Source organism: Agrobacterium bohemicum, from assembly GCF_001562555.1.
Taxonomy (GTDB): Bacteria; Pseudomonadota; Alphaproteobacteria; order Rhizobiales; family Rhizobiaceae; genus Agrobacterium; species Agrobacterium bohemicum.
In genome coordinates, this window is record NZ_KQ961024.1 from 144,338 (window position 1) to 165,671 (window position 21,334).

Annotated in this window: 22 protein-coding genes and 1 tRNA gene; 10 read left to right on the forward strand and 13 right to left on the reverse strand. The window is 50.4% G+C overall.

Annotated features, from left to right (window positions below; translation table 11 throughout):
- Genes ATO67_RS03910 through ATO67_RS03920 form a run of 3 tightly spaced genes read left to right on the forward strand, consistent with a single transcriptional unit; the run spans position 1 to position 2,479 of the window.
- Positions 1 to 714, forward strand: coding sequence for an FmdB family zinc ribbon protein (locus ATO67_RS03910; protein WP_158667338.1), 714 nt, complete (start codon positions 1 to 3; stop codon positions 712 to 714).
- A gap of 11 nt (positions 715 to 725) precedes the next feature.
- Positions 726 to 1,058: a zinc ribbon domain-containing protein gene (locus tag ATO67_RS03915; RefSeq protein WP_067644662.1), complete on the forward strand. Its 333-nt coding sequence runs from the start codon at positions 726 to 728 to the stop codon at positions 1,056 to 1,058.
- Entirely contained in the window at positions 1,058 to 2,479 is a 1,422-nt protein-coding gene (locus ATO67_RS03920; protein WP_067644665.1) for a hypothetical protein, read from the forward strand. Before ATO67_RS03915 ends, ATO67_RS03920 begins: the two co-directional genes overlap by 1 nt.
- Before the next feature lie 83 nt (positions 2,480 to 2,562).
- Here ATO67_RS03920 and ATO67_RS03925 read toward each other — a convergent pair whose 3' ends face one another.
- Entirely contained in the window at positions 2,563 to 2,814 is a 252-nt protein-coding gene (locus ATO67_RS03925; RefSeq protein WP_067644668.1) for a hypothetical protein, read from the reverse strand.
- A gap of 44 nt (positions 2,815 to 2,858) precedes the next feature.
- Positions 2,859 to 3,506 (reverse strand): hypothetical protein, encoded by a 648-nt coding sequence (locus ATO67_RS23035; RefSeq protein WP_158667339.1) that lies wholly within the window; start codon positions 3,504 to 3,506, stop codon positions 2,859 to 2,861.
- Positions 3,507 to 4,055: 549 nt separating this feature from the next.
- Between ATO67_RS23035 and ATO67_RS03935 the strand changes: the two genes are divergently transcribed.
- Positions 4,056 to 4,607 carry a recombinase family protein gene (locus ATO67_RS03935; RefSeq protein WP_067644674.1) on the forward strand — a complete coding sequence of 184 codons (552 nt, stop codon included), beginning with the start codon at positions 4,056 to 4,058 and terminating at the stop codon, positions 4,605 to 4,607.
- Between the two features lie 105 nt (positions 4,608 to 4,712).
- Here the strand turns inward: ATO67_RS03935 and ATO67_RS03940 are convergent, their stop codons facing one another.
- The 3 genes from ATO67_RS03940 to ATO67_RS03950 are packed head-to-tail and all read right to left on the reverse strand — an operon-like array spanning position 4,713 to position 7,841.
- Positions 4,713 to 5,594 carry a hypothetical protein gene (locus ATO67_RS03940; protein WP_067644677.1) on the reverse strand — a complete coding sequence of 294 codons (882 nt, stop codon included), beginning with the start codon at positions 5,592 to 5,594 and terminating at the stop codon, positions 4,713 to 4,715.
- 18 nt (positions 5,595 to 5,612) lie between these two features.
- A complete protein-coding gene (locus tag ATO67_RS03945; protein WP_067644680.1) occupies positions 5,613 to 6,335 on the reverse strand; it encodes a hypothetical protein in 723 nt (240 codons plus the stop codon).
- Positions 6,336 to 6,362: 27 nt separating this feature from the next.
- The gene (locus ATO67_RS03950) at positions 6,363 to 7,841 is read right to left on the reverse strand and encodes a KAP family P-loop NTPase fold protein (RefSeq protein ID WP_067644684.1); all 1,479 of its coding nucleotides are present in this window, start codon (positions 7,839 to 7,841) and stop codon (positions 6,363 to 6,365) included.
- A gap of 1,164 nt (positions 7,842 to 9,005) precedes the next feature.
- Here ATO67_RS03950 and ATO67_RS03955 point away from each other — a divergent pair.
- Both ATO67_RS03955 and ATO67_RS03960 read left to right on the forward strand, forming a co-directional pair.
- The gene (locus ATO67_RS03955; protein WP_067644686.1) at positions 9,006 to 9,689 is read left to right on the forward strand and encodes an HNH endonuclease; all 684 of its coding nucleotides are present in this window, start codon (positions 9,006 to 9,008) and stop codon (positions 9,687 to 9,689) included.
- Positions 9,690 to 9,851: 162 nt separating this feature from the next.
- Positions 9,852 to 10,235, forward strand: coding sequence for a hypothetical protein (locus tag ATO67_RS03960; protein ID WP_157940988.1), 384 nt, complete (start codon positions 9,852 to 9,854; stop codon positions 10,233 to 10,235).
- A 114-nt stretch (positions 10,236 to 10,349) separates the two neighbouring features.
- Here the strand turns inward: ATO67_RS03960 and ATO67_RS23040 are convergent, their stop codons facing one another.
- The 3 genes from ATO67_RS23040 to ATO67_RS03970 all read right to left on the reverse strand — a co-directional run bounded on the left by ATO67_RS23040 (position 10,350) and on the right by ATO67_RS03970 (position 12,385).
- On the reverse strand, positions 10,350 to 10,532 hold the full coding sequence (locus ATO67_RS23040) for a hypothetical protein (protein WP_158667340.1): 183 nt from the start codon (positions 10,530 to 10,532) through the stop codon (positions 10,350 to 10,352).
- A 92-nt stretch (positions 10,533 to 10,624) separates the two neighbouring features.
- Positions 10,625 to 11,914 carry a DUF6538 domain-containing protein gene (locus ATO67_RS03965; RefSeq protein ID WP_342585709.1) on the reverse strand — a complete coding sequence of 430 codons (1,290 nt, stop codon included), beginning with the start codon at positions 11,912 to 11,914 and terminating at the stop codon, positions 10,625 to 10,627.
- 394 nt (positions 11,915 to 12,308) lie between these two features.
- A tRNA-Arg gene (locus tag ATO67_RS03970) sits at positions 12,309 to 12,385 on the reverse strand.
- Between the two features lie 448 nt (positions 12,386 to 12,833).
- On the opposite strand from ATO67_RS03970, the gene ATO67_RS03975 reads away from it, so the two are divergent.
- Positions 12,834 to 13,343 (forward strand): MarR family winged helix-turn-helix transcriptional regulator, encoded by a 510-nt coding sequence (locus ATO67_RS03975; RefSeq protein ID WP_082760150.1) that lies wholly within the window; start codon positions 12,834 to 12,836, stop codon positions 13,341 to 13,343.
- A gap of 78 nt (positions 13,344 to 13,421) precedes the next feature.
- On the opposite strand, the gene ATO67_RS03980 is transcribed toward ATO67_RS03975, so the two are convergent.
- The 3 genes from ATO67_RS03980 to xylF form a co-directional block, all read right to left on the reverse strand.
- The gene (locus ATO67_RS03980) at positions 13,422 to 14,204 is read right to left on the reverse strand and encodes an ATP-binding cassette domain-containing protein (protein WP_067644695.1); all 783 of its coding nucleotides are present in this window, start codon (positions 14,202 to 14,204) and stop codon (positions 13,422 to 13,424) included.
- Between the two features lie 19 nt (positions 14,205 to 14,223).
- On the reverse strand, positions 14,224 to 15,537 hold the full coding sequence (locus ATO67_RS03985; RefSeq protein ID WP_067644698.1) for a sugar ABC transporter permease: 1,314 nt from the start codon (positions 15,535 to 15,537) through the stop codon (positions 14,224 to 14,226).
- 136 nt (positions 15,538 to 15,673) lie between these two features.
- A complete protein-coding gene (gene xylF / locus ATO67_RS03990; protein ID WP_067644701.1) occupies positions 15,674 to 16,714 on the reverse strand; it encodes a D-xylose ABC transporter substrate-binding protein in 1,041 nt (346 codons plus the stop codon).
- Positions 16,715 to 16,940: 226 nt separating this feature from the next.
- Between xylF and ATO67_RS03995 the strand changes: the two genes are divergently transcribed.
- A complete protein-coding gene (locus ATO67_RS03995; protein WP_067644704.1) occupies positions 16,941 to 18,161 on the forward strand; it encodes an ROK family transcriptional regulator in 1,221 nt (406 codons plus the stop codon).
- Positions 18,162 to 18,189: 28 nt separating this feature from the next.
- On the forward strand, positions 18,190 to 18,420 hold the full coding sequence (locus tag ATO67_RS04000; protein ID WP_067644707.1) for a hypothetical protein: 231 nt from the start codon (positions 18,190 to 18,192) through the stop codon (positions 18,418 to 18,420).
- Here the strand turns inward: ATO67_RS04000 and ATO67_RS04005 are convergent, their stop codons facing one another.
- Positions 18,421 to 18,870 carry a hypothetical protein gene (locus ATO67_RS04005; protein WP_067644709.1) on the reverse strand — a complete coding sequence of 150 codons (450 nt, stop codon included), beginning with the start codon at positions 18,868 to 18,870 and terminating at the stop codon, positions 18,421 to 18,423. It lies immediately after the preceding gene.
- Positions 18,871 to 18,946: 76 nt separating this feature from the next.
- A complete protein-coding gene (locus ATO67_RS04010; RefSeq protein WP_067644712.1) occupies positions 18,947 to 19,939 on the reverse strand; it encodes a LysR family transcriptional regulator in 993 nt (330 codons plus the stop codon).
- Positions 19,940 to 20,202: 263 nt separating this feature from the next.
- On the opposite strand from ATO67_RS04010, the gene chvE reads away from it, so the two are divergent.
- Positions 20,203 to 21,267 carry a sugar ABC transporter substrate-binding protein ChvE gene (gene chvE, locus ATO67_RS04015; protein ID WP_067644714.1) on the forward strand — a complete coding sequence of 355 codons (1,065 nt, stop codon included), beginning with the start codon at positions 20,203 to 20,205 and terminating at the stop codon, positions 21,265 to 21,267.
- Positions 21,268 to 21,334: the final 67 nt, after the last annotated feature.

Below are 21,334 nucleotides of genomic sequence, written 5' to 3' on the forward strand. Positions count from 1 at the left end.
GTGAAATCAGATAGCTTATGGAAAGCATGCGAAGCCTGCGGCAAGCAGTTTTCGGTGAAGGCGAAGTCATGTCCGCATTGCGGTAAGGACGGCAGACGTTTCTCGAAAGTGAAGTGGGTCGGCGGCGGTTTCGCCGCATTAGTGATTTTCACTGCAATTCTTGGTTCAGGTGAATCAAAGAAAGGCGCGGTCGAGGGCAACAGCAAAATTGCTGTACCTAAGTCAGCCATAGAGTCCGCCGCCGCGCCTTTGCCACAACGACAGGTAAGCTTCATCGCAGCAATCAGCGAGTATAAGACCCGTTTTGACTCTGCGGTAAATGAGCTTCAGCAAAGTGTTCTGCGAGACGAGCGTAGTGTGGCAATCGTGAAAGCGGTCGGTGGGCAGCTTCGCGCCGATGGATGGTTAGGCACCCTTCGCAAGTTGGAGACCAACAGCGACGGCAATGCGGTCGTCATCGTACGTGTCGCGCAAAATATCGATCTGGCGACATGGAACAACGCGATCTCGGACGTTGTGCATTCGACCCTGATTGAAAAGGGAACTCCCCTTTACGCTGCCCTCGTGAACATGTCGGCTGGTGACAAGATAAAGCTCTCCGGCAACTTTATCCGTGCCGAGGCGGACGGATTATTCGAGCAAAGTATCACCGTTCGAGGCGCAATGACGGCTCCCGAATTTCTCTTCAAATTTACCGACATTTCCAAACAATAGGAGAACGAAAAATGGCAATGATCAATTGTCCAGAATGCAATAACAGCGTGAGCGATGCAGCGTACAAGTGCCCAACCTGCGGTGTCCAACTACGCAAAGCAAAGCGCGGCTTCTTTGGCAAGTTATTCAAATGGTCCTTCATTGGCTTTAATGCCTTGATGTTATTTTGGGCTATTGCAGGATTTAACACGGCGACGAAAGACATTGGGGCGCTTACTGGCGCGGAACAAGCGGGAGCCGCAATCGGAACCGGAATTGGTATGGCAATGGTGCTGACTGTCTGGGTATTGGGGGCAATCATTCTTGGGATGTTCGTGCTCTTCACCAGACCGAAGGTCGCCTGATGTATGAAGATCATGGGCGAAATGTTCCGTCCATTAAACTTAATCCGCTGGTGGACTTGCTGATGTTTATAAAACTCTCTGGCATTTCGTTTCTTGCGATTGTGGCATCAGCGATAGCCGCCCATTCTGCCTGTCTTAAAGAAACGGATATCCATCAGCAAAATGCGGATTTGGCATCTCATTCTGAGAATATTGGGCGAGAAGATGGAAGCATCGTTTCGATCTATCGACAGAAAGGCAGCACAAGGTTTGTCGAAGTGGTTCGCTATAATCGTTGTATTGCTACTGTCAAAATCTTGAGCGCTGACGAGTTAGATCGAAAGTACGACCTTATGTCTGAGCTTTGGGATGAGCGCGCCGTTGCTCAGGAAGAAGCTACCGACAACGAGGGTATGTCGGAAGCGGACGATGCCGAAGTCGTTTCGGGTGCTGATCTACCATTTCTGTCGATGGATCGATTTCCCGTGTCGAAAATCCACAAGGGTCCAATCAGGCTTCCCGATTTCAAAGGAAGGGATCGCGACTTTGCCACTTTTCGTACTCGCATTTCCAACGGCATGAAGGCGGGCGTCAATTTCGCCGGTCAATATGCGATTACGCAAGTCGGCTGCGGGTCAAGTTGTTCGATTACCTTTGTGAGTGATCTGAAGACCGGTCAGCAGTTCCGTTTTCCGTATGGTGGTGAAGAATCTGGACCGGTGACGATAAAGCACAGCGCGCGCAGTCGGCTTCTGATCGCAACGTGGCGAGATGGCGATCAATGCACACTTGGGTCTATGACATTCGACGGAAGAACCTGGGAATCGTTAGCGAAGCATCCGATTGGTAATTCAGATGCTTGCTATGAAGAAATTGACGAAAATATCCGCGCTTTCGAAAACAAACGAGAAATGAGCGGCACAAACGATGCGTTCGCTTCAGCAAACAAACGAGCTGACACTGAACGCCTCACAACACCGACAGATAAGGGACAGCCCCTCAACGCCGCCCCGAATGTGGGGATGACCGAATACGACAATATCAATGTCGCAGCTTTGCTGGACCTTTATGAGGGATACGACTCGATCCGTGCTTGCTTCAAAGCCAGAGAAAATCAATCTCCAATTTATTTGTCACAACAAGTGATGGAGAAAGCTGAAACAGATTTCCTGAAGGATGAGGCGGAAATTTTAAAGCGTGACCCAAGGATTGATAAGCAAGCCGTGTCTCGGAAAGCGCACGAGATGAACGCGTTGTTTACAATGGCTGTTATTCTGACGGGGATGAAAGATATGAATTATCAGCACTGGAAGGCATGCCAAAAGCTCGCATCGATTTTTCCACCCGGTATCGAAAACGCGAGACTGAAGAAGCGCGAAGTTGTTGGGCAGAAAAATACGGGCGGGGGGCTCATCGTTCCTCAAGACCCTCGCTTTAGATGAGCTTTTCAGAATGGCATCGCGGGGGGGGGGGAATTGCACGTTCTTGCCAGAGGCGACGGGATGAAACTCGCTTGCTTCCGAGATCAATATTGTGAATTTCCCCAGTCGATGTGCCAAGCGTTCTCTGGAATGTCTTTGAATACGGATGAGAGATGCGAAGTGGCACCCTCATCGTCACCTTTTCGGGTTGAAAGTCTCGACCAAACGAAAGTGTGGCGTCCGTCAATCGTACCTGTGTTGGCAAAGCTACTATGGTTTTCGAATGGCAAGGCGAGACCTTGATCGATGTGAACAACGATCTTTTGTTTGAAACTTCCAAAACCATTTGATTTCATTCGTCTTCCTAATGGTGAGATAAACTGGCGACCTCAGCTCTCGATCATAGTTGGTCACCAAAGCGGCTCCAAAACGGAAAATCGATTGACGACGCCGGGTAGAAATTGAACGGAGCATAATTTGTTCGATTATCTCTCAAGTGCCGTTCAAGTTTCAGCGAATAGCCCAAAAATTGATCGAGGTCGCAGAGGCTGTGCACCGGCTTAAAGTCTATCAATGAAATATCGGCTGTTGGATTAGTAATCTTATATCCGCCCTCTGGGGTAAGAAACCTGCGATTATTGTCTTGGAAATTCCCAAGTGTTCTTTCATGAAACAAGATGGCTCCATGAGCATGAGGATAAAGCGAATTGATGTGAAAACCATTTTCACGACTTCCTTCGATATCGAAAGCTGTGAAAGCCATTGGCTGTAGTTTTTTGTTCCGTCGCGTCACTTTCCCAGTTTTAAGGCATTGAGGTCTTAGTGTTGAAGCGTGATATCTCCCAAATGCTCGTTCAACTCTGCGCTGCCCTTCGATAATGTTGTGATAACCACCGTAATTTCTTAGCTGTACTGTAATAATGAACGAATTATCTGTAATATAATTTTGTAGTCTGTGCTCGTCTTGATTGTCTGAATTTAGTATATCGAATTTTGCTTTATGGATAATATTATCTAGAACCCATTCTTTTGTTTTATCGTTTGTCATCTTTCTCTGTTAATAGGCGATATAAATCTAATTGCGCCAATCATTGAGAGGCGCATGTGAAAGTTAAATAAAGAAAATCAAGATCGCTCTAGTGAGCGGACCCCTGATTGCCGAAAATCGGTCACTTCTTATTTAGTTGAGTTTTTCTTCTGTCGCGATTCAAACTTTACATAGAAGTGATGCCACGGAAGAATTCTATAATAACAAATTTCGTCAATATATTCAACTAAATTATTGAATAATTTGACATTTATTCTTCTTCTATTTCGAACTTGGGTCTCAGTATACGATTTCGCGAGACGCTTTGTCGGAGCATTACACGGCATAGCCCGGAGACAGACAATCCCAAACAACTGAACACCGGTCCGACATTAACAGTCCGATAAAGGTGACCTCAAGACGGATATTTACTTCAGTGACTGCGTCATTTGGGTAAACCGTAGCAAGACAATTGGATGAGACACTTTTCGCGTCTCATTAGGGTTTATTTTAGCCTTACGAGACGGTATGACTCAAACGTCTAGAACCAAATGATACAAGGGAAGTCAGATGTCGGTCATCTACGGATATGCCAGAGTGTCTTCAGTCGATCAGGATTTGACCATTCAGGAAGAGGCCCTTCGATCAGCCGGGGCAACGCTCATTCTGAAAGAGAAGAGAAGCGGCACCACAATAGAAGGCAGAGAAGAGCTTTCTAGATTGCTTGATTTCGTTCGGAAGGGTGACACCATCATCATTACCCGTATCGACCGTCTAGCCCGCTCCATTGGCGATCTGGCAGCTATCGTGAAACGTCTGGAGGAACGAGGCGTCTCGCTCAAGGCAACCGAACAGCCAATCGATACCAGCACTCCAGCCGGAAGAGCCTTCCTACAAATGCTTGGCGTCTTCGCTGAGTTTGAAACAGCTATTCGAAAGGAGCGCCAACTGGAAGGAATTGCCAAGGCAAAGAAGGAAGGCGTCTATAAGGGCAGGAAAGCCAGTGTGGATGGCGGCAAGATCAATGAGCTAGTTACCGCTGGCAAAGGCGCAACAGAGATCGCCAAGACACTCGGCATCGGCAGAGCAACTGTCTATCGGTATCTTGGCGAAAAGGGCTGAATTGATCGTGGATTGTTCAACAATAATGAAACGTCATACTTTTGGGCGATTTTTGCTGAAAATGTGGCAGGTCTCGGCTGGCGTGCGAGTAATGTGGTCAGGCGCTTAAAACAGGCTTGCCGATTCCATTGGTTTGGGTTTCGTCTCCTGCACCACCGCTACGATAATCTTATTCAACACGTCTTGAGAGATGTTGATACCACGGTCCTTCACCTCTTCGTGTACCCTGTCGATAAACCGCGATACATCAATATCGGAGGAGAGATCGAAATTTTCGAATTGCACAAGGGAACTGGCTAAGTTTTTCGCCATCGCCGCTGTTACTAGCATATCCTTGCGGTTCTGCGGTGGAGGATTGCTATTAGGGAGCCGAGAGCTCAAGCGGCTGATCTCACCCTGCAATGATTGTAATTGTTCGATGATATAGCGTTCAGAACTGACTTCCTTTGTTTCCAAGCCAGTGACCTTGAACTTGCCAAAATGACCAAGAAAAGGCGAGTAGGAAGCATCCTCTCTCTTCTTCGCGACGCTTGCTTTGATGGCGGCAGCGACCTTTTTTCCAAAGTCACGGACATCATCGAAGCGTAGATCGGCTCGATAGGATATGTGTTCGATTGGCGATGTATCAAAAGAGTACGCCGTTTGATCGTCCTTGATGACGATAGTTGGTTTGTCAAATGCCAATCGTAACCCAAGTTCAAACATAACGTTGGCATTCTTGCCACTGACATCACACACGACAATTGCATCATCATAGAGGTTTTGAACAATGCGAGCGTGGATCACACCGATATCTTCGCTTTCGCTGACTAAGCGTGGCGTATAGCCAGCATTTGCAATTGCTTCATCGAGAATAATGCGAACGCGATCCCAATGAGACTTTTCATATTGCCCCATAGCGGCAATAGGCATGATGATCCCGCAAAACGGCAGCTTTGCTGGCTGATCGGCATCTTCTGTTTTCGATCTGGCAGACTTCGTGCTCATGGCTTCTTTCCTCAAAAATCACTCATCGCTAATTCGTAACGACGCGAAGAATTTGTCTTTCCTTTCTTCAGGAAGAAAAAATTGTTCCCAAAGCCAACTTTCGGTCTGACCTATGCTCTCTGCTGCATCTTGGCTCTTAATAATGGCAGTCCGATTTCCCGCTCCGTCGCTTTGATACGTCGTATGCGCATCTCTAAGTTGCTCGAGCTCATAAATGACTTGGGCGATCTCACCAAAATATTCGTGCACGTCTCTCCCAAATACGAATGACGCTTTGTGCGTCAAATCGACCATTTCTAGATATGCGTCATCGTATTTTGAAGCTTCGTGCTGTTTACCGAAGGCAATGAACTCTTCGTAGATTTTGTAGCGTTCTTGGAACAGGCTCAGTCGATAAGTCCTCTTCGCGGTCTCTTCTGCCAAGGTATGCTGTTGCTGAAGTAGCCCGCTTTGCTCGTTTATCGTTTTCAACTGCGCATCGACAACCTTCTGATTTTCAGCAAACTGATCGCGAGTATCGGTCAGCTCCTGGCGCTGTGTAAGCACGGCAGCGACGAGCCAAATGAAGGCAAGCGGTGAAAAGAAACCAGCAATGAAGTCACCAACCTCATTCAGAGAATTATTAGCTGGGTAGCGCGCGATTCTATCATAGCCAATCCACCAAAGGAAAATGCCGAGGTAGCCTGCGGTGATGACTCCTGCAAGTATGAGCCAATTGATACCGTTCCAAATCTTTTTCATGCGGTCGTCACCAATGAGTGGCTATAATCATTGCATCGTCTGATTTAAATCAGTGTCAGACTGAACAAATCTGCCTGCCATTTTCACACGAGACGGATATGAAGCCAGCAGCGGTCTTCTATTCCTTCGCCCGTTAGTCCTGTGTTCTCTTTCCATGGTTTCATACGCGACCTGCGATACAAAACTTGTCGAGTTCCATTGAGCCGTGTCGTGAAGTTCCTTTTTCGAGCGTACCGCATCCGCTAGTGAGCTTCGGGTGAACCTACTGATCACATTAAAAAATTCTTGTATATTTCGTCCGCTTACTTCACGGGGTCTCATCGAATTGTTGGCAAGTTTAGTTCGGTAAACTTCGTTAATCTGTTCCGGCGTGTCGAGCGTGTTTCCTTTCAGAAAAGCAACAATCATCGGGAATATCAACGTTGTCTCAACCGGAACCTGTTCGTTCCATGTCGAGCAGATGACCGATAGCAAATCCACCGCTTTTTCAATTTGGCGTATCTCCAAACCGAATTGCATCCCGATTTCTGCAATGAATGTTGCTTCATCAATATCGAGAGAAATATCCCTTTTATCCGCAATCATAGCAGATGTGCTAATAAGATATTTTACCATTTCGATCCGGTCTGGAGCGGGGAGCATATAAGTTCGATCAAAGAACCTTGCCAGATAATGCCTGCTATCGAACTCGCTTCCGTAAACTGCTTTGATAGAATTGGCTAATTGCTTCGTATCGGTTGCGAGAATAAAAACCACGTTCTCCACTTCGAAAAGGTGCTTAATTCGCTCCAACATCTCAATGGCGTACGTTGGTCGGCAGCGGTCAAGCTCATCAACTAAAATGAAGAACGGAGGTTTGAAATCCTTGACAGTTAGTGCTTCGACCGCTTTGCCTAAACTGGTTTGAAAATTATCGAGACTGGTTTTTGCCTCATTGAATTGCGCCAGTTTTCTTTCTGCGAATTTATCGATCTTTGCATCCGTGAAATTGACAACGGCACCGGTAGCATCATCGACAATCGATTCAATGTCACCTGAGACCAATTCTTTCGCAGCCTGCACAACCTCTTCGGCTGCTTCTCCAACAACATAAGTAGCCGCGCGTTTCGCGAGGCCTCTAGCTGTCAGTAATGATAGCTTCCCAACATTGCGTCGAAATTCTTTACCGGCTGCTTTGACCTTCGTCGTAATCGTCCGGTTTGAGGATTTGAATGTGTTCAGAAAATTATCGAATTCGGCAACAACAGCCGTCAATGGGTCATCTGAAAAATCATCACGCCAAGCGTCGATCATAATCGCAGGATGACCGGCTTCTTTCAGGTCAGCAAACAGTCCCTTCATGAAGAAGGTTTTGCCTTCACCCCAAGTCGCATCAATATTCAGGACGTACGAGCCGGTCTTGCCACGCTCAATCCGTTCGGCAACACGTTGCTGTAAGAATTTGATGATGTACGCAGACTCTTCAGCCCGCCCAAGCTTGTCTTCGTTCTTGACCCAATACGACATTCTACCAACCCACTGCTTACTTTACCCAACGCAAACTAAATCACGGGTTGAGAGCGGCTTGCAATATCATTCCGAAATGGAAGTGGTCGTTTGTCGAGATATGCCCAGATAACTGCCAGCGCTGCCAACGCAATGATGGACGCAAGCACAACGGACAATACGCCTTGGGCAGAGACTTCCATTCCTAAGAATTTTATTGTGATTTTGGGCATTGGGCGCACCTTTTCATTTAAAAATCAAATAAAGGTGCTGCTGACTGCTGCGCACTGTGCTGATTTGCGATAACCGGGTCAAGACCTAGTTTGAAAGCTTTTATTAACCACCAGATTTGGTGCGTTGGACCTGTGGAGTACGGTGGAGAACTCGCATTACCGCATCCGGAGAAAAGCCAGCCCTATGATCGCCAGTGACAGAAAGAGCATTATCGATAGCGCAAACGAACCTGATCCGCTTGCTTCAAAAAACCAGATTTTCAGAGATAGTTGCTGTTCCATTTCCAAGCGTCCTTCAATGCGACAAGAGTTTCCGCCACTCTTATATTGATCGAATTCTACACATGGATACTACATATAGTATTAACAGCTTCTTGCTGTTTACATTTTTTTAACAATTTGCAAGGCTTTGAGCCACCGCATCCACAAGACGGATCAACTTCGCTTCCAGACGATGCCTAGAACAATCAGTGCGAGGATGAAGACAAAGCAAACGGACATAGCCCCGTTTGCCGAAGCTTCAAGAATGAAGAGTTTTACTGAGAGTTGATCCATGAGGGCGCACCTTTCCATTTAAAAATAAAATGAAGGTGCTGCTGCTGGCTGCTGCGCAATCTGCCGAAGACGGCATGGATCGTCAACTTACAAAACGAGAACAAAATTGGCTTGGCATCAAAAGTGGACCAATTAACCGCAAACGTCAGCTATTTTGCCTATTGAGCGTTTTCGATATCCGCCAGCTTTTCCAGAATTGTTCGACTCAGCTTACGCATTTCTGCGCTGATTGTCTTATGTTTCATGACCGGTCTCCCGTTTGATCATCAATGATATTGGGATTTTCAGCTTTTTGACGCATAAGCCAAACGCCCATGGCTTCGCTTGTCTCCAAGGCGCTTACTGTTCGTCAATAAGTTGTATTGTAAACCCCTTGAGCACAACTAGAGGGGGGGCAATGACGACACGAACGAGGCTGTATTTCGATCTACTTGATGGGGTTTGGGACGACATTAGAGGTCGGCTTTCCGGAACTTTCACGACGCAGGAATTCCAACGCCTACTTGAAGCGAGTGCTCCTGATGTGTGGGCACCATTCGTTGAAAAATGGGGTCCGGGCGGCAAAGGAAGCGGTAACTTCTATTCGCCTGCGAACGTTCTAAACAATTATCTCAAGGATAAAACGCGAAGTGGGGAGTTGCTAAACCTCCGCTTTGTGCCATCGGCGCAGGGATGGGGTGCCAGAGTAGTAAACCGATGGCAGTTCGTAGTAGCGGACGATATTCCCGCTTCAGAAGAAGACTGGGAATTCACAGAAGGTAGAAAGATTTTGAGATCCCATCTTTTTACCGAGCGAGCGGCTGGAGTGCGTAAGAAGTTACTGCGCTCACGAGGACGCGCCGGGCTATTCTGCGACATCTGTGAAACTACTGGAGAGCATCTTAGCGCAGGACTTCGGGATGCCCTGTTTGAAGCCCACCATTCAAGCGCCCCGATGTCAAACGGCGAACGGACGACCAGAAAGGATGATGTCGCGCTGTTGTGTGCTTGTTGTCACCGGCTGCTGCACCGCCTCGTGTTAGTTTCCGGAAATTGGGTGATGGTTTCCGAAGCGAAGGCGCTGCTCAAGATACAGGGGTAACGCAGTAAGAAATCTTTGATAGATATCGACAAACGGCAAAAAGCCCGTAGTTCAGGAGAGAAGCTACGGGCTTGGAGTTTGACCGTTGTTGACCGGTCGTTTCTTTCCGTAGCAATTTATCGTAATATAAATTTTCATATACTCAACTCAATGGTGACCCCGATGCCACAACTGCTTCAGACGTACACCGATGAGCCGTTGTCCCAACAACAGATGCAGTCAATCGCTGACGGCATGTTGGCGGCACAAGACTACGTATCGAAGAAGTGCGCGGGTTTGTCTGGAGAGATCGCAATCGCGTGTCGGGAAAAATTTCATCAGAGGTTCGTGCTTTGGGAAAGATTGGAAGCCTTCGGGGAAAGCGTTCTCATCCTCGCGTATTTTGCTGTACCTTTGTTGTTGGCTCTTGCCGCAGTGTATTTTTACAGAAGTTATGTCGAGAACTGGTTCGTCAACTTCGTCGCGAGCTTAATCAAGACAAGACGACAAGTCGGTGCGAAATCGGACCAAATCAAAAGCCGCATCAGAGAGAAGGCGAAGGAGTAGCGTTGTCTTGAAGAACAACTTCGTTCACGACATAGCCACGGAATGTCTTATGTCTAAATTCTTCGTAGTTGGCGGTTACGACTGCAATTTTCACAGTTGCCATATTTTTTCCTTTCAATTTAATAGTTCAAATTCGGTGATAATGCGTTTCCGAAGTCCAGCGTGAATAAGTGCGGCTTCTAAATATCCTGCTTGCTTCAATGGTTGGATTATAAGCCTGTCATACTGCTTCAAAAAGTGTTGTTGCAGGGCTATATCCATCATCAAGTCGTGGTAAGTCTTTCCTTTTAGTTTCAATTCATATCCTCTCGGATATGACTTTCTTTCATAATCTAAAGTTGGCTAGTGCCGTCACACGAAGTCATATGTTGGTTGGGGGTTGAAGTTTATTATGCGGGGAGGGCTTTCAATAAAGCGGCTGCTTTCTTCTCAAGGGTGAAGCCAGTGCCATAGCCAGCAGTCATGCCACCGTTGTGACCGACAATCGCCTTGAGAAGGCTGTCTTCAATGCCATCTGCATCTCTCAAAAGATCAAACAGCCGATGCCTGAACGAGTACGTTGTCTTGCCCGGTGCGACCGATTTGATGATCTTGTTGGCAGCGGAAGAGAGAGCTTCGGAGCCGCCTGAACGGCAGTAGCGAGGGAAACCGTTCGGATGACGCTTTGCAGCCTCTAGCGCAACCCCTACAAGCGGTATGTCGCGGTGTCTGGCACCACCGGTCTTCAACTTCTTGCGGTTCTCGTTGACGCCTATTCGAATGAATGGGATTGGAGCATCCAAAACGATGTCGTTTGCCGATGCGAGTACAATCTCCTTGGCATGAGCGCCTGTATTCTGCGCGATCTGAAGAATCGCTATCAATTCGTCGTTCGCATCGCAGTTTTGAAGGCGCTCCGTCACCGCAGCGATTTCAGTTTCCGTAAAGGGCTTGCGAGTTTCCTTGTCGCCCTCATAGTCGATGGAGGCATGTTCGAACGGGTTCGCACGATCAGGAAAGTTAGATTGGAAAACCTTTCTGACCATCGCGGACAAGAAGAGCAGCTTTTTCTTCGCGGTCTCGCTTTTGATTTCTCCACGCTTTATGCGCTCGCCTAGTTTAATGGCGTAGTCGAAAGCATGCTTTGGCTTGATGTCCAGCACGTCCATGTCACCCATGGTGTCTTTAAAATCTTGCACGGGGTTGGCATAGCGGTTCCACTTCTTGTCACGTGCCCGTTCGTCAAGGTCCAGCCATTTCGCGCCAGCCAACTTCTTGTATCGGGTCAGCATGTCGTCGAGGCTCAATTGCTCTGGAATTGCTCCCCCAACGACTGCCACATGCGCCTCATCTGGATTCTTCACCGATTCGAGTGAGGACAAAGACCTGATCAATGTTGTGAGGAGTTCAGAAGCGTTTTGCTGTTTCAGTTTTTCCGCTGGCAGGTAATCGACGCCAATGGCTTTCGCGCTTTCTTGGGCTTTCAAATACGTAAGGTCGTCGCCGCCCAATCCGATTGCTTCGATATTGGCGTGGTATTCGCTAATGTATTTGCCCGATAAAACATGCGCGACATCGCGATTGGACGTTTTCAAGCTTTTCCATATTTCTCTACCCAAACGGCTTTGATGTATTCGGGGAACACAAATGCGTAGGTAGTAAACCTTACCCCTCTGCATAAGACTACAATTTTTCTCCATATTAAATTTCCTTCATAATAGATAGCAACAGCCGGTCCCAACAGGCATCGGCGTGAATTTTGTTTTGAAAATATTTCGGGTTTGTCTCAAGGAAAACAGAAAGTATTTTTCGTTCCTTGGTGATGCCTATAAAATACTTGTCTAAACTTTACTGTCAACTAAAAATACGAAGTTTTTAGTAAATAATTTCAGACGTACATCGAAAACCGAAATATGTTTTCAAAACAACTTAGGTTAGGTGTCTGATTGGACTGGAAATATTTTGGCTGTGGTGAAGACAGCGAGGCGCGAAGGCGCGATTACTGCTGGAACGGAAAGTTCGTAGCAGTTTTCGTAGTAAAACAGGGCTAAATCTGCTGTTATTGAGCTAAGTGTTTGATTTTGTTGCATTTTATGGCGCACCCGACAGGATTCGAACCTGTGACCTTTGGAATCGGAATCCAACACTCTATCCAGCTGAGCTACGGGTGCATCCGTATGTGCGATGAATCGCATCTGGCAGCGATTGGTTCTTAGCCTAGCTTGTCTTTCGCATCAATGCGTAAAATTGAGACGCGGTTCTTCGAAGTGGCGGTTGCACAGTAATTTTAATCTAAATATCGTTTTTTCTCACTCAAGAATTGCACGATAAAAATCATCGCGTTGAAAATCCTGAGCTTTTTTGACAATTTCATCCTTTTTCGTTTGATCCGCGCCTAAATTATTTTCCTTCCCGCTTGAGATACGGATTCTTCATAAAAAGGTTGTTGAGCCAGAACACTGCTGTGCAACCAGCACTATGTTTGCGCTAACTTGAGATGACAATGATTATTCACGGGGAAAACTTTATGCCTTTGCTTTATCTATTATTAAACCTTGTTCTAATAAACGTAATTGGGTAATTTAACGATTATCACGACGAATCAACAAGGGGACGGATATGACGGTAGGTCTCGCATTCGAGCATGGCAGGGGTAAAATTACCTATGTGAAGGCCAATGACGTTCCATTGGTTTCCAAGGGTGAAATCGACTATTCGATTTTGTCCGAGGCTGTTGTTTACCGTCTCAGACGCGCTCAGCTATCGGTTGTAAGTGATTTTAACGAGAGCCTGTTCGAGTTCGGGCTCCGGCCGGCTGATTTTTCAGTATTGATCGTCGTTGCTAACAACACGGGTCTGAAGCAGAGCGATGTTGCAGAAGCGCTCGGTATTCAGCGTGCCAATTTCGTCGCCATTATCGATGGTCTGGAGGACAAGGGGCTTCTGCAAAGGCGCCGTTCCGATTCTGACCGGCGTGTCCACTATATTGAAATGACTGACGAAGGACGTTCCGTTCTGGAGGAGATTTCCGAAATATGGAAACGTCATGAAGCCAAGCTGATTGATCGTCTCGGTGGCGAAAAAGCGCGGGACCAGTTGATTGGCCTTCTTCGTCGTATTCAGGACTGAGCAGCGGCCTGTTCTGACTTCGATGCGAATGTAAAAAGGTGCGGCTCTGTCGCACCTTTTTAATTGCTTGTAGTACTCTCACATTTTCATCGCGCCGGGACCTGCCGTTGCGCCTGGCGGTACTTTGCCAAGAATGATCATGCCGAGCACTTCGTCCTTGGTAACATCCTGCGTTCTGGCATGGCCAACCACTTTGCCGTTCTTCATGACGAAAACACGGTCAGCAAGGTCGAAGACATCGTGGATGTCATGGCTGATCAGAAAAATGCCGATGCCCTCTTTCTTCAATTCCTTGACGAGATCGCCAACCTGAGCGGTTTCCTGCGGACCCAATGCCGCTGTGGGCTCATCCATGATGAGAATGCGGGCGTCGAAGAGGATAGCGCGGGCAATGGCGACCGATTGACGCTGGCCGCCGGAAAGCGCTTTCACCGGCTCCTTGAACCGCTTGAAGTTGGGGTTGAGGCGGCCCATCACTTCGCGAGCGGAGGCTTCCATGGCCACATCATCCAGCGTGCCCCAGGGGGTGCGTAACTCGCGACCCAGATAGAGATTGGCGGCAGCGTCGACATTATCTGCCACGGCCAGCGTCTGGTAGATTGTCTCGATGCCGTATTTCTTTGCATCGCGCGGATTACGAATATCGACGTCCTCACCGTTGATCAGGATTTCGCCGCCATCACGGCGATAGGCGCCCGAGAGAATCTTGATCAGTGTCGATTTGCCTGCGCCGTTGTGTCCCAGCAGCGCCACAACCTCACCAGAGTGGAGGTCGACCGAAGCGTTTTCCACCGCGTGAATGCCGCCGAAAGAGATGGAAATATTGCGCATTTCCACAAGCGGAGTGGATTGGTCCGTCATATCGGAAACTCCTCTTTTATTATTTGGCTCTGGCGCGATAAACGGTGTCCAGCCATACGGCCATGACGAGCACGATGCCGATGACGATACTCTGCAACGGCGTATCCATTCCCAGAAGCACCATGCCGGAATTGAGCGATTGCATGACGACCGCACCTAGAATGGCACCGGCGATCGTACCGGCACCACCGGCGAGCGAGGTGCCGCCGATGACGGCTGCGGCGATTGTGTACAGCTCGTCCAGAGTGCCCTGCGCATTGGTTGCGGCATTGAGGCGCGCTGTGGAGATGGCTGCCGCTACCGCGCAGAGCGCGCCCATCAGCGCGAAAATTCTAACCGTGACCCAGCGTGTCTTGATGCCGGCCAGCACCGCAGCCTCCGGATTGCCGCCAATGGCGAAGACGTACCGGCCGAAACGGGTGCGATTGGTGATGAAGTTCATGACGATTGCGATGCCAAGGGCAATCAGTACCGGTATGGCGATGCCAAGGGATATCTCGAGCCCCGCGTCCGGCCATGCCATGTTGTTGGCCTCGGCATATCTGCGTGCGAGATTGGTGGGCATGTAATAGCTGTTCAGGACCTTCACCGAACCAAGCACAAGGCCACAGCCGATCAGGCCCATAAAATACTCGGCCCAAACAGGCTTCAGGGGAAAGCCGAACCGTTTGCGTTGCCTTCGCGAATTGAGGATGGATAAAACGATCAGGACGCAGGCGATGATGCCGACGACCCAGCTTGCCGTCGCGCCTATGGAGCCATCGGCACCGCCACCCATCAGGCGGAAGCGAGTATCCATGGGTGCAACCGTTGCGCCGCTCGTTACCATCCACGCCGCTCCGCGCCAGACAAGCAGGCCACCGAGCGTGACGATGAAGGACGGCACATTCATGAAGGCGATGATGGCACCCTGAAATGCGCCGATTGCGGCACCCAGTGCAATGCCGATGCTCAAAGCCACCATCCACGACATCGGGTGATCATAGCCAAGCCAGCCGGGCAAAAAGCGTGTTTGCGTGACCGCCATGATCATGCCGACGAAACCGAGGATCGACCCGACAGAGAGGTCGATGTTGCGCGTGACGATAACAAGCACCATGCCGGTTGCCATGACGGAAACGGATGCGGCCTGGACCGAGAGATTCCAAAGGTTGCGCGATGTCAGGAATAGGCCGCCAGACAGGATTTCAAAACCGATCCAGATCGCGAATAGCGCAATCACCATGCCCAGCAGCCGGGTGTCTATTTCCGTCGCGTTCAAGAAACGGCGCAACGGGTTTCCCCGCTCTGTCTGTGCACCGGGCGACGGTGCGGCAATGGTTTGTTCCGCCATATTTCTAAAACTCCCTGAAATCCATCATGACTTGCACGTCCCGTTGACGCCGCAGGGTAAACCCTGCGACGCTTTCGGTTGAGGTCTCCTGAAATGAATGCGATTGGGCTTCACTTCGGGGGGGCTCGTTATGGCTTTATTTGCAAGCGGCGGCAGTCCCGGCCTTAACGCCCTGGCAAAGCTCGCTTTTGGTGATCCATTTGGCGTCCAGAACAACGTTCAGATTGTCCTTGGTGATAGCCTGAGGCTCCAGAAAGTATGAGCTCATTTCAATACCATTGGTGCCGCCCTTGAATTTGACGGTTCCTTCAAGCGTTTCCATCTTCGTACCCTTGGCCAGCGCAACGGCAACTTCGCCCGCCTTCTTGCCCAGCTTACGGCTGTCTTTCCACACGGAAACGGTCTGGGTGCCGAGTGCGACGCGGTTCAGTGCTGCCTTGTCACCATCCTGACCGGAGACCGGTACGGAGCCGGCAAGACCTTGCGCTTCGAGTGCCGCGACAACGCCGCCCGCCATGCCGTCATTGGACGAGACGACTGCATCGACCTTGTTGTTGTTGGCGGTTAGGAATTGCTCCATGTTCTTCTGGGCGATTTCCGGCTTCCAGCCATCGGTATAGGCTTCGCCGACATTCTTGATCTTGCCCGACGCGATGGCGTCCTTCAGCACTTCCATCTGGCCGGAAAAGACGAAGTTCGCGTTCGGGTCTGTCGAGCCGCCCTTGATGAAGACGTAATTACCGGTCGGCTTGATCTTGAAGACTTCTTTGGCCTGCAAGCGGCCGACTTCCTTGTTGTCGAAGGTGATGTAATAGGTGCTGGGGTTTTCGATCAGGCGGTCGTAACCGACGACTGGAATGCCTTCGGCATTTGCCTTCTCGATGGCCGGGCCAATCGCGCTCGAGTCCTGCGCAAGCACGATCAGTGCATTGGCGCCCTGCGCGATAAGGCTTTCAATATCGGTCAGCTGTTTTGCGGCGGATGTCTGAGCATCTGCGGAAATGTATTTGGCACCAGACGCTTGCAGCGCGTCCTTGATGGCGGCCTCATCGGTCTTCCAGCGTTCTTCCTGAAAGTTGGACCACGATACACCGACGATGAGATCGGCGGCAACGGCGACCGTGTGCAGAGAAACGAGTACGGCTGTACCCGCCAACAACTTGGCAAATGAATTCATGATGTCCTCCCGGGTAACGACGAAACGCCAAGGCACCTCCATGCCTGTACGATCGCCTGAAAACCTGTCGAGCTACGCCAAAAGCATTTTTCTCGACAGTCGAGAAATTAAATGTCAGAGAATCCTGAGGCTGTCAACAGCAGGTAGCGGTGGGTTTTACGGCTTCGGTTGCGGCGTGTACCTGCACGGTCTATGGCGGTGGAAACAGGCGGAGGAACCGGACAGCATGTCGGCCATAGCGAGCACCGAACTGGTGCGGCAACAAAACAGTCTGCGTGTGCTCACGGCATTGCGACGCCATGGTGACATTTCGCATACCGATCTGGCCGCACTGACTGGACTTGCCTCGGCAACCGTGTCTGCCATCACTGCAGAGTTGGAGCGGGTCGATCTTATCGAGCGAACCGAACAGCAGGCATCGTCGGGCAGGGGGCGTCCCCGCGTTCTGTTTCAGCCGAATCGGCGCTTTGGTTATGTCGCTGTGGTCGTCATATCGTCTGATGCAGTTCAATATTCCTTGGTAGACTTCACCGGTACACTGATGGACCGTTTTGGGGAGGGCAGGTCGGCTGCAAACGACTCTGATTTTGCCCAAGCCATTCTGGATGGATTGCTGCGTCTGGTCAGCCGCTCGAAGATTGCCCCAAGCGCGGTCCTGCACATTTCCATCAGCAGCAAAGGGTTGGTTGATCCCGCCAGCGCCACGCTGGTCTGGTCCCCTGTTCTCGGCGAGCGGCAGGTCAATTTTCGCGAGATATTATCGGCCCATTTTCGGGCGCAAATCTACCTTTATAACGAAACTCTTCTGGCAGCCGAGGCGCTGTGGGTTCGCATGCGTGCGCAAACAGGCGGAACCGGCGCATTGGCCGCCCTTTCCCTGGGCCATAGTATCGGTCTTGGTGTGGCCCGCGAAAGGGATGGGGAGCGCGCCGATGTCGTGGCACCCAATTTCGGGCACATGCTGCATATGCCGGATGGCGCGCTCTGCCGGTGCGGCGCAAAAGGATGTGTCGAGGCATATTGCGGGTTCTATGGCATATTGCGCACAGCCTTTGAGGTTCCCACAAACACGATCCCTGCGAAGTTCGTCCCCATCGTCGAAGTGGAAAAGATCGCCGCTTCGGCCCGTTCGGGCAATCGCATGGCGGCGTTTGCCTTTCGGCAGGCGGGGCTGGCGCTTGGAAACGGCCTATCACGGCTTTTCAGTCTCTACGGCCATATGCCTGTTTTCGTAACGGGACCCGGCACCCGTTTTTTCGACATCCTCAGGACCAGTATCCACGATGGCATGATGCAGACGAACGCCATACGGATTGGAGGCTTGCCGGAGATCACAATCGTGCAAGATGAGCAGACTTTGGTCTTCGAAGGCCATATGGGGCTTGCATTGTCGCGCCTAGATGGAGATATCGTCATGTCTGGCATGGCAGCGCCACAGATAGTCTAGCGCTGCTGGCACGGTGCATGGAGACGATATGCTGATCATCGATACGAACCATCCGATCTACCGGCCTCTCTGGGTCAGGCTGTTGATCGTCGGCTTTTGTGCGGGTTGGGCTATTATCGAATTCGTCAATCACGAGATTTTTTGGGCAACCGTCGTGGGTGGTGTCGCGGTCTACTCGGCCTATGTCCTGCTGATCACCTTCAAGCCTCCGCAGGAAAAAGTCGAAGAGACTGCTCCCGTCCAACACGATGACGCATAGTCATCTATCGAGAAACCGTATCGCCTGATCGATCAACAGGTTTGCTGCCGTCATACGACGGTTGGCGTTGTCTCTAAATTCTGGCCTTACCGCATCTGGATGATTCGCGCGGGCGAAGCTGCGTCGCTTTTCCCCCAACGTTTCCGCAGTATCTTTTTCAGTGATTGCCAGTTCGTCCGAGACGTCGGAGAGTGATGTTCTTTCCAGATAGGCTGGCATACGTTCCGGCTCAGGTGCGGGCGCAGGTGTCGGCTCCTCCAGAAAATCGAGATAGAAATCCAGCGGGAGATTCGCAGATGAGGGGTCTTGGGTTGTCGTGTCGAAGACGATGCTTGCGCTGAAACTGTTGATGCCGAAGGCAGAGGCGGGCTCTTCTGTAGGCGGAGTATCTTCCACCTCGCGCTCGAGACGTTCCACAACCGACTGAAAAACGGACTGTCCGAACAGCATCTAAATTTTCCTGTTGATGGGGTAGTCGATCACATGAGCGTGGCGCCTGGCTTGCGCGCCAGAGCGGTTCACGGCTTTAATTCCACGTCAGATTGAGGCTTTCCTCCAGCACAAGATCATAAAGCAGTTGCGCGCTGGGCGGCAATGCGCGGTCCTTTGTGACGATCAGGCTATAGGGTTTGACGTTGAGTTCGAACTCCGTGGGAAGAATTCGGATGTCGCCCATCGGCGAATGCTGGCCCGAAACGAACTGCGCCATTTCCAAGGCGATGGGCGCTATCGCGTTGGTTTGCGTCACGATTGCCAGCGTCAGAACGATTGATGGCGTGTTGATGATGTTGCGTGGCAAAGCGACGCCCTGTGCCAGGAAGACGTCTTCCATTGTTCGCCGCAGCAGCGCGCCGGGCGGCTGAAATACCCAGTCATATTGCGACAAATCCTCCAGTTGTGCGTGCGCGGCCTGCAAAAGCGGATGGTCCTTCCTCACCAGAAGACAGGCGCGCTCTATGCCGATTTCATGTGCGTTGAACAGGGCGGGATCGATATCGTCGGGTATGCGACCGATGACGAAATCATGTCGGGCGGCCAGCAGTTCCCGGGCCAGAATGTTGCTGGTCTCAACCTGCACATTGACCTCGATGCCCGGATAGGTATCCATCGCCTTGCGAAGTGCTGGCACCACCAGGCTGATCGCTGGCGCGGTAACGGAGCCGATAAACACCGATCCGCCGCTGCCGGATTTCATTTGCGCCAGTTCTCGGCTGGCTTCCCGCAACTCGAGAAGAATTTTTTTTGCACGTTTTGCAAGCGCCTCACCGAACTGCGTCAGCACTACACCACGGGATGCGCGCTGGCATAAGGGGCTCTTAACAATGGCCTCCATTTCAGACAACATACGTGATGCGGCAGGTTGGGTCATGTTGAGCGCAGCTGCCGCAGCGCTTACCTGGCCGTGTTCTTCAATGGTCACAAGCATACGCAAATGCGACATTTTCAGCCCGGCACGCAACAGTGGGTTGTCTTCGGTCAACGATAAAAATTCGAAACTATTCGTTCCATTTCGTTCCATAAAGCACCGTCCTTACCGGATTAAAAAATGGTTTAGGGATTTATATCGATTTAATATATCAAAAATGATATAGGAAAAGTCTTATATTGTATTTGACAGTTATATGGATTCAGAACAGTTTGCGCCGGTATCGAGGAGGAGAGGTGAAAGATCGGATTGTGTTTGCAGTCCGTTCGAGTAAGTTACACTCCTACGCTCGGGCGTGAATTTATCGGGGCATCGTGGAGTACGATGCCTAAAAGGGTTTCAAGGGAGAGAGTTTTATGAAATCAGTCATTTCGTTGTTTGCAGCCTGTGCCATCGGCGCTGCAGCATTTGCTTCGCCTGTCTGGGCGCAGGACAAGGGCGCTGTGGGCATTGCTATGCCAACGAAGTCCTCCGCACGCTGGATCGATGATGGTAACAATATCGTCAAGCAGCTTCAGGAAGCCGGTTACACCACCGATCTTCAGTATGCTGACGACGATATCCCGAATCAGCTTTCACAGATCGAGAACATGGTCACCAAGGGCGTCAAGGTCCTGGTTATCGCGTCCATCGACGGCACCACGCTGTCGGACGTTCTAAAGCAGGCTGGCGAGCAGGGCATCAAGGTCATCGCTTATGACCGCCTGATCCGCAACAGCGGCGACGTCAGCTACTATGCAACGTTCGACAACTTCCAGGTTGGCGTTCTGCAGGCAACGTCCATTGCTGACAAGCTTGGTCTGAAGGACGGCAAGGGTCCATTCAACATCGAACTGTTCGGCGGTTCCCCAGACGACAACAACGCCTTCTTCTTCTATGATGGCGCAATGTCTGTTCTCAAGCCTTACATCGACAGCGGCAAGCTGGTCGTAAAGTCCGGCCAGATGGGCATGGACAAGGTTGGCACGCTGCGTTGGGATCCTGCAACTGCGCAGGCTCGCATGGACAACCTGCTGTCTGCTTTCTACACAGACGCAAAGGTTGACGCTGTTCTGTCTCCTTACGATGGCATCTCCATCGGGATCATTTCCTCGCTCAAGGGCGTAGGTTATGGCTCGAAGGACCAGCCACTGCCGGTCGTTTCCGGTCAGGACGCTGAAGTTCCTTCCGTCAAGTCGATCATTGCTGGCGAACAGTATTCCACGATCTTCAAGGACACTCGCGAACTTGCGAAGGTTACTGTTGGCATGGTCAACGCTGCGATGCAGGGCAAAGAGCCTGAAGTCAACGACACCAAGACCTATGAAAATGGCGTCAAGGTCGTTCCTTCCTACCTGCTGAAGCCAGTTGCTGTTACCAAGGAGAACTACAAGCAGGTTCTCGTTGACGGCGGTTACTACAAAGAAGACCAGCTCAAGTAAGATTATATGACCGTGGCGGGGATGGGCTTCTTGTCCATCCCCGCTTCTCCACATAAGAACGCCGGAC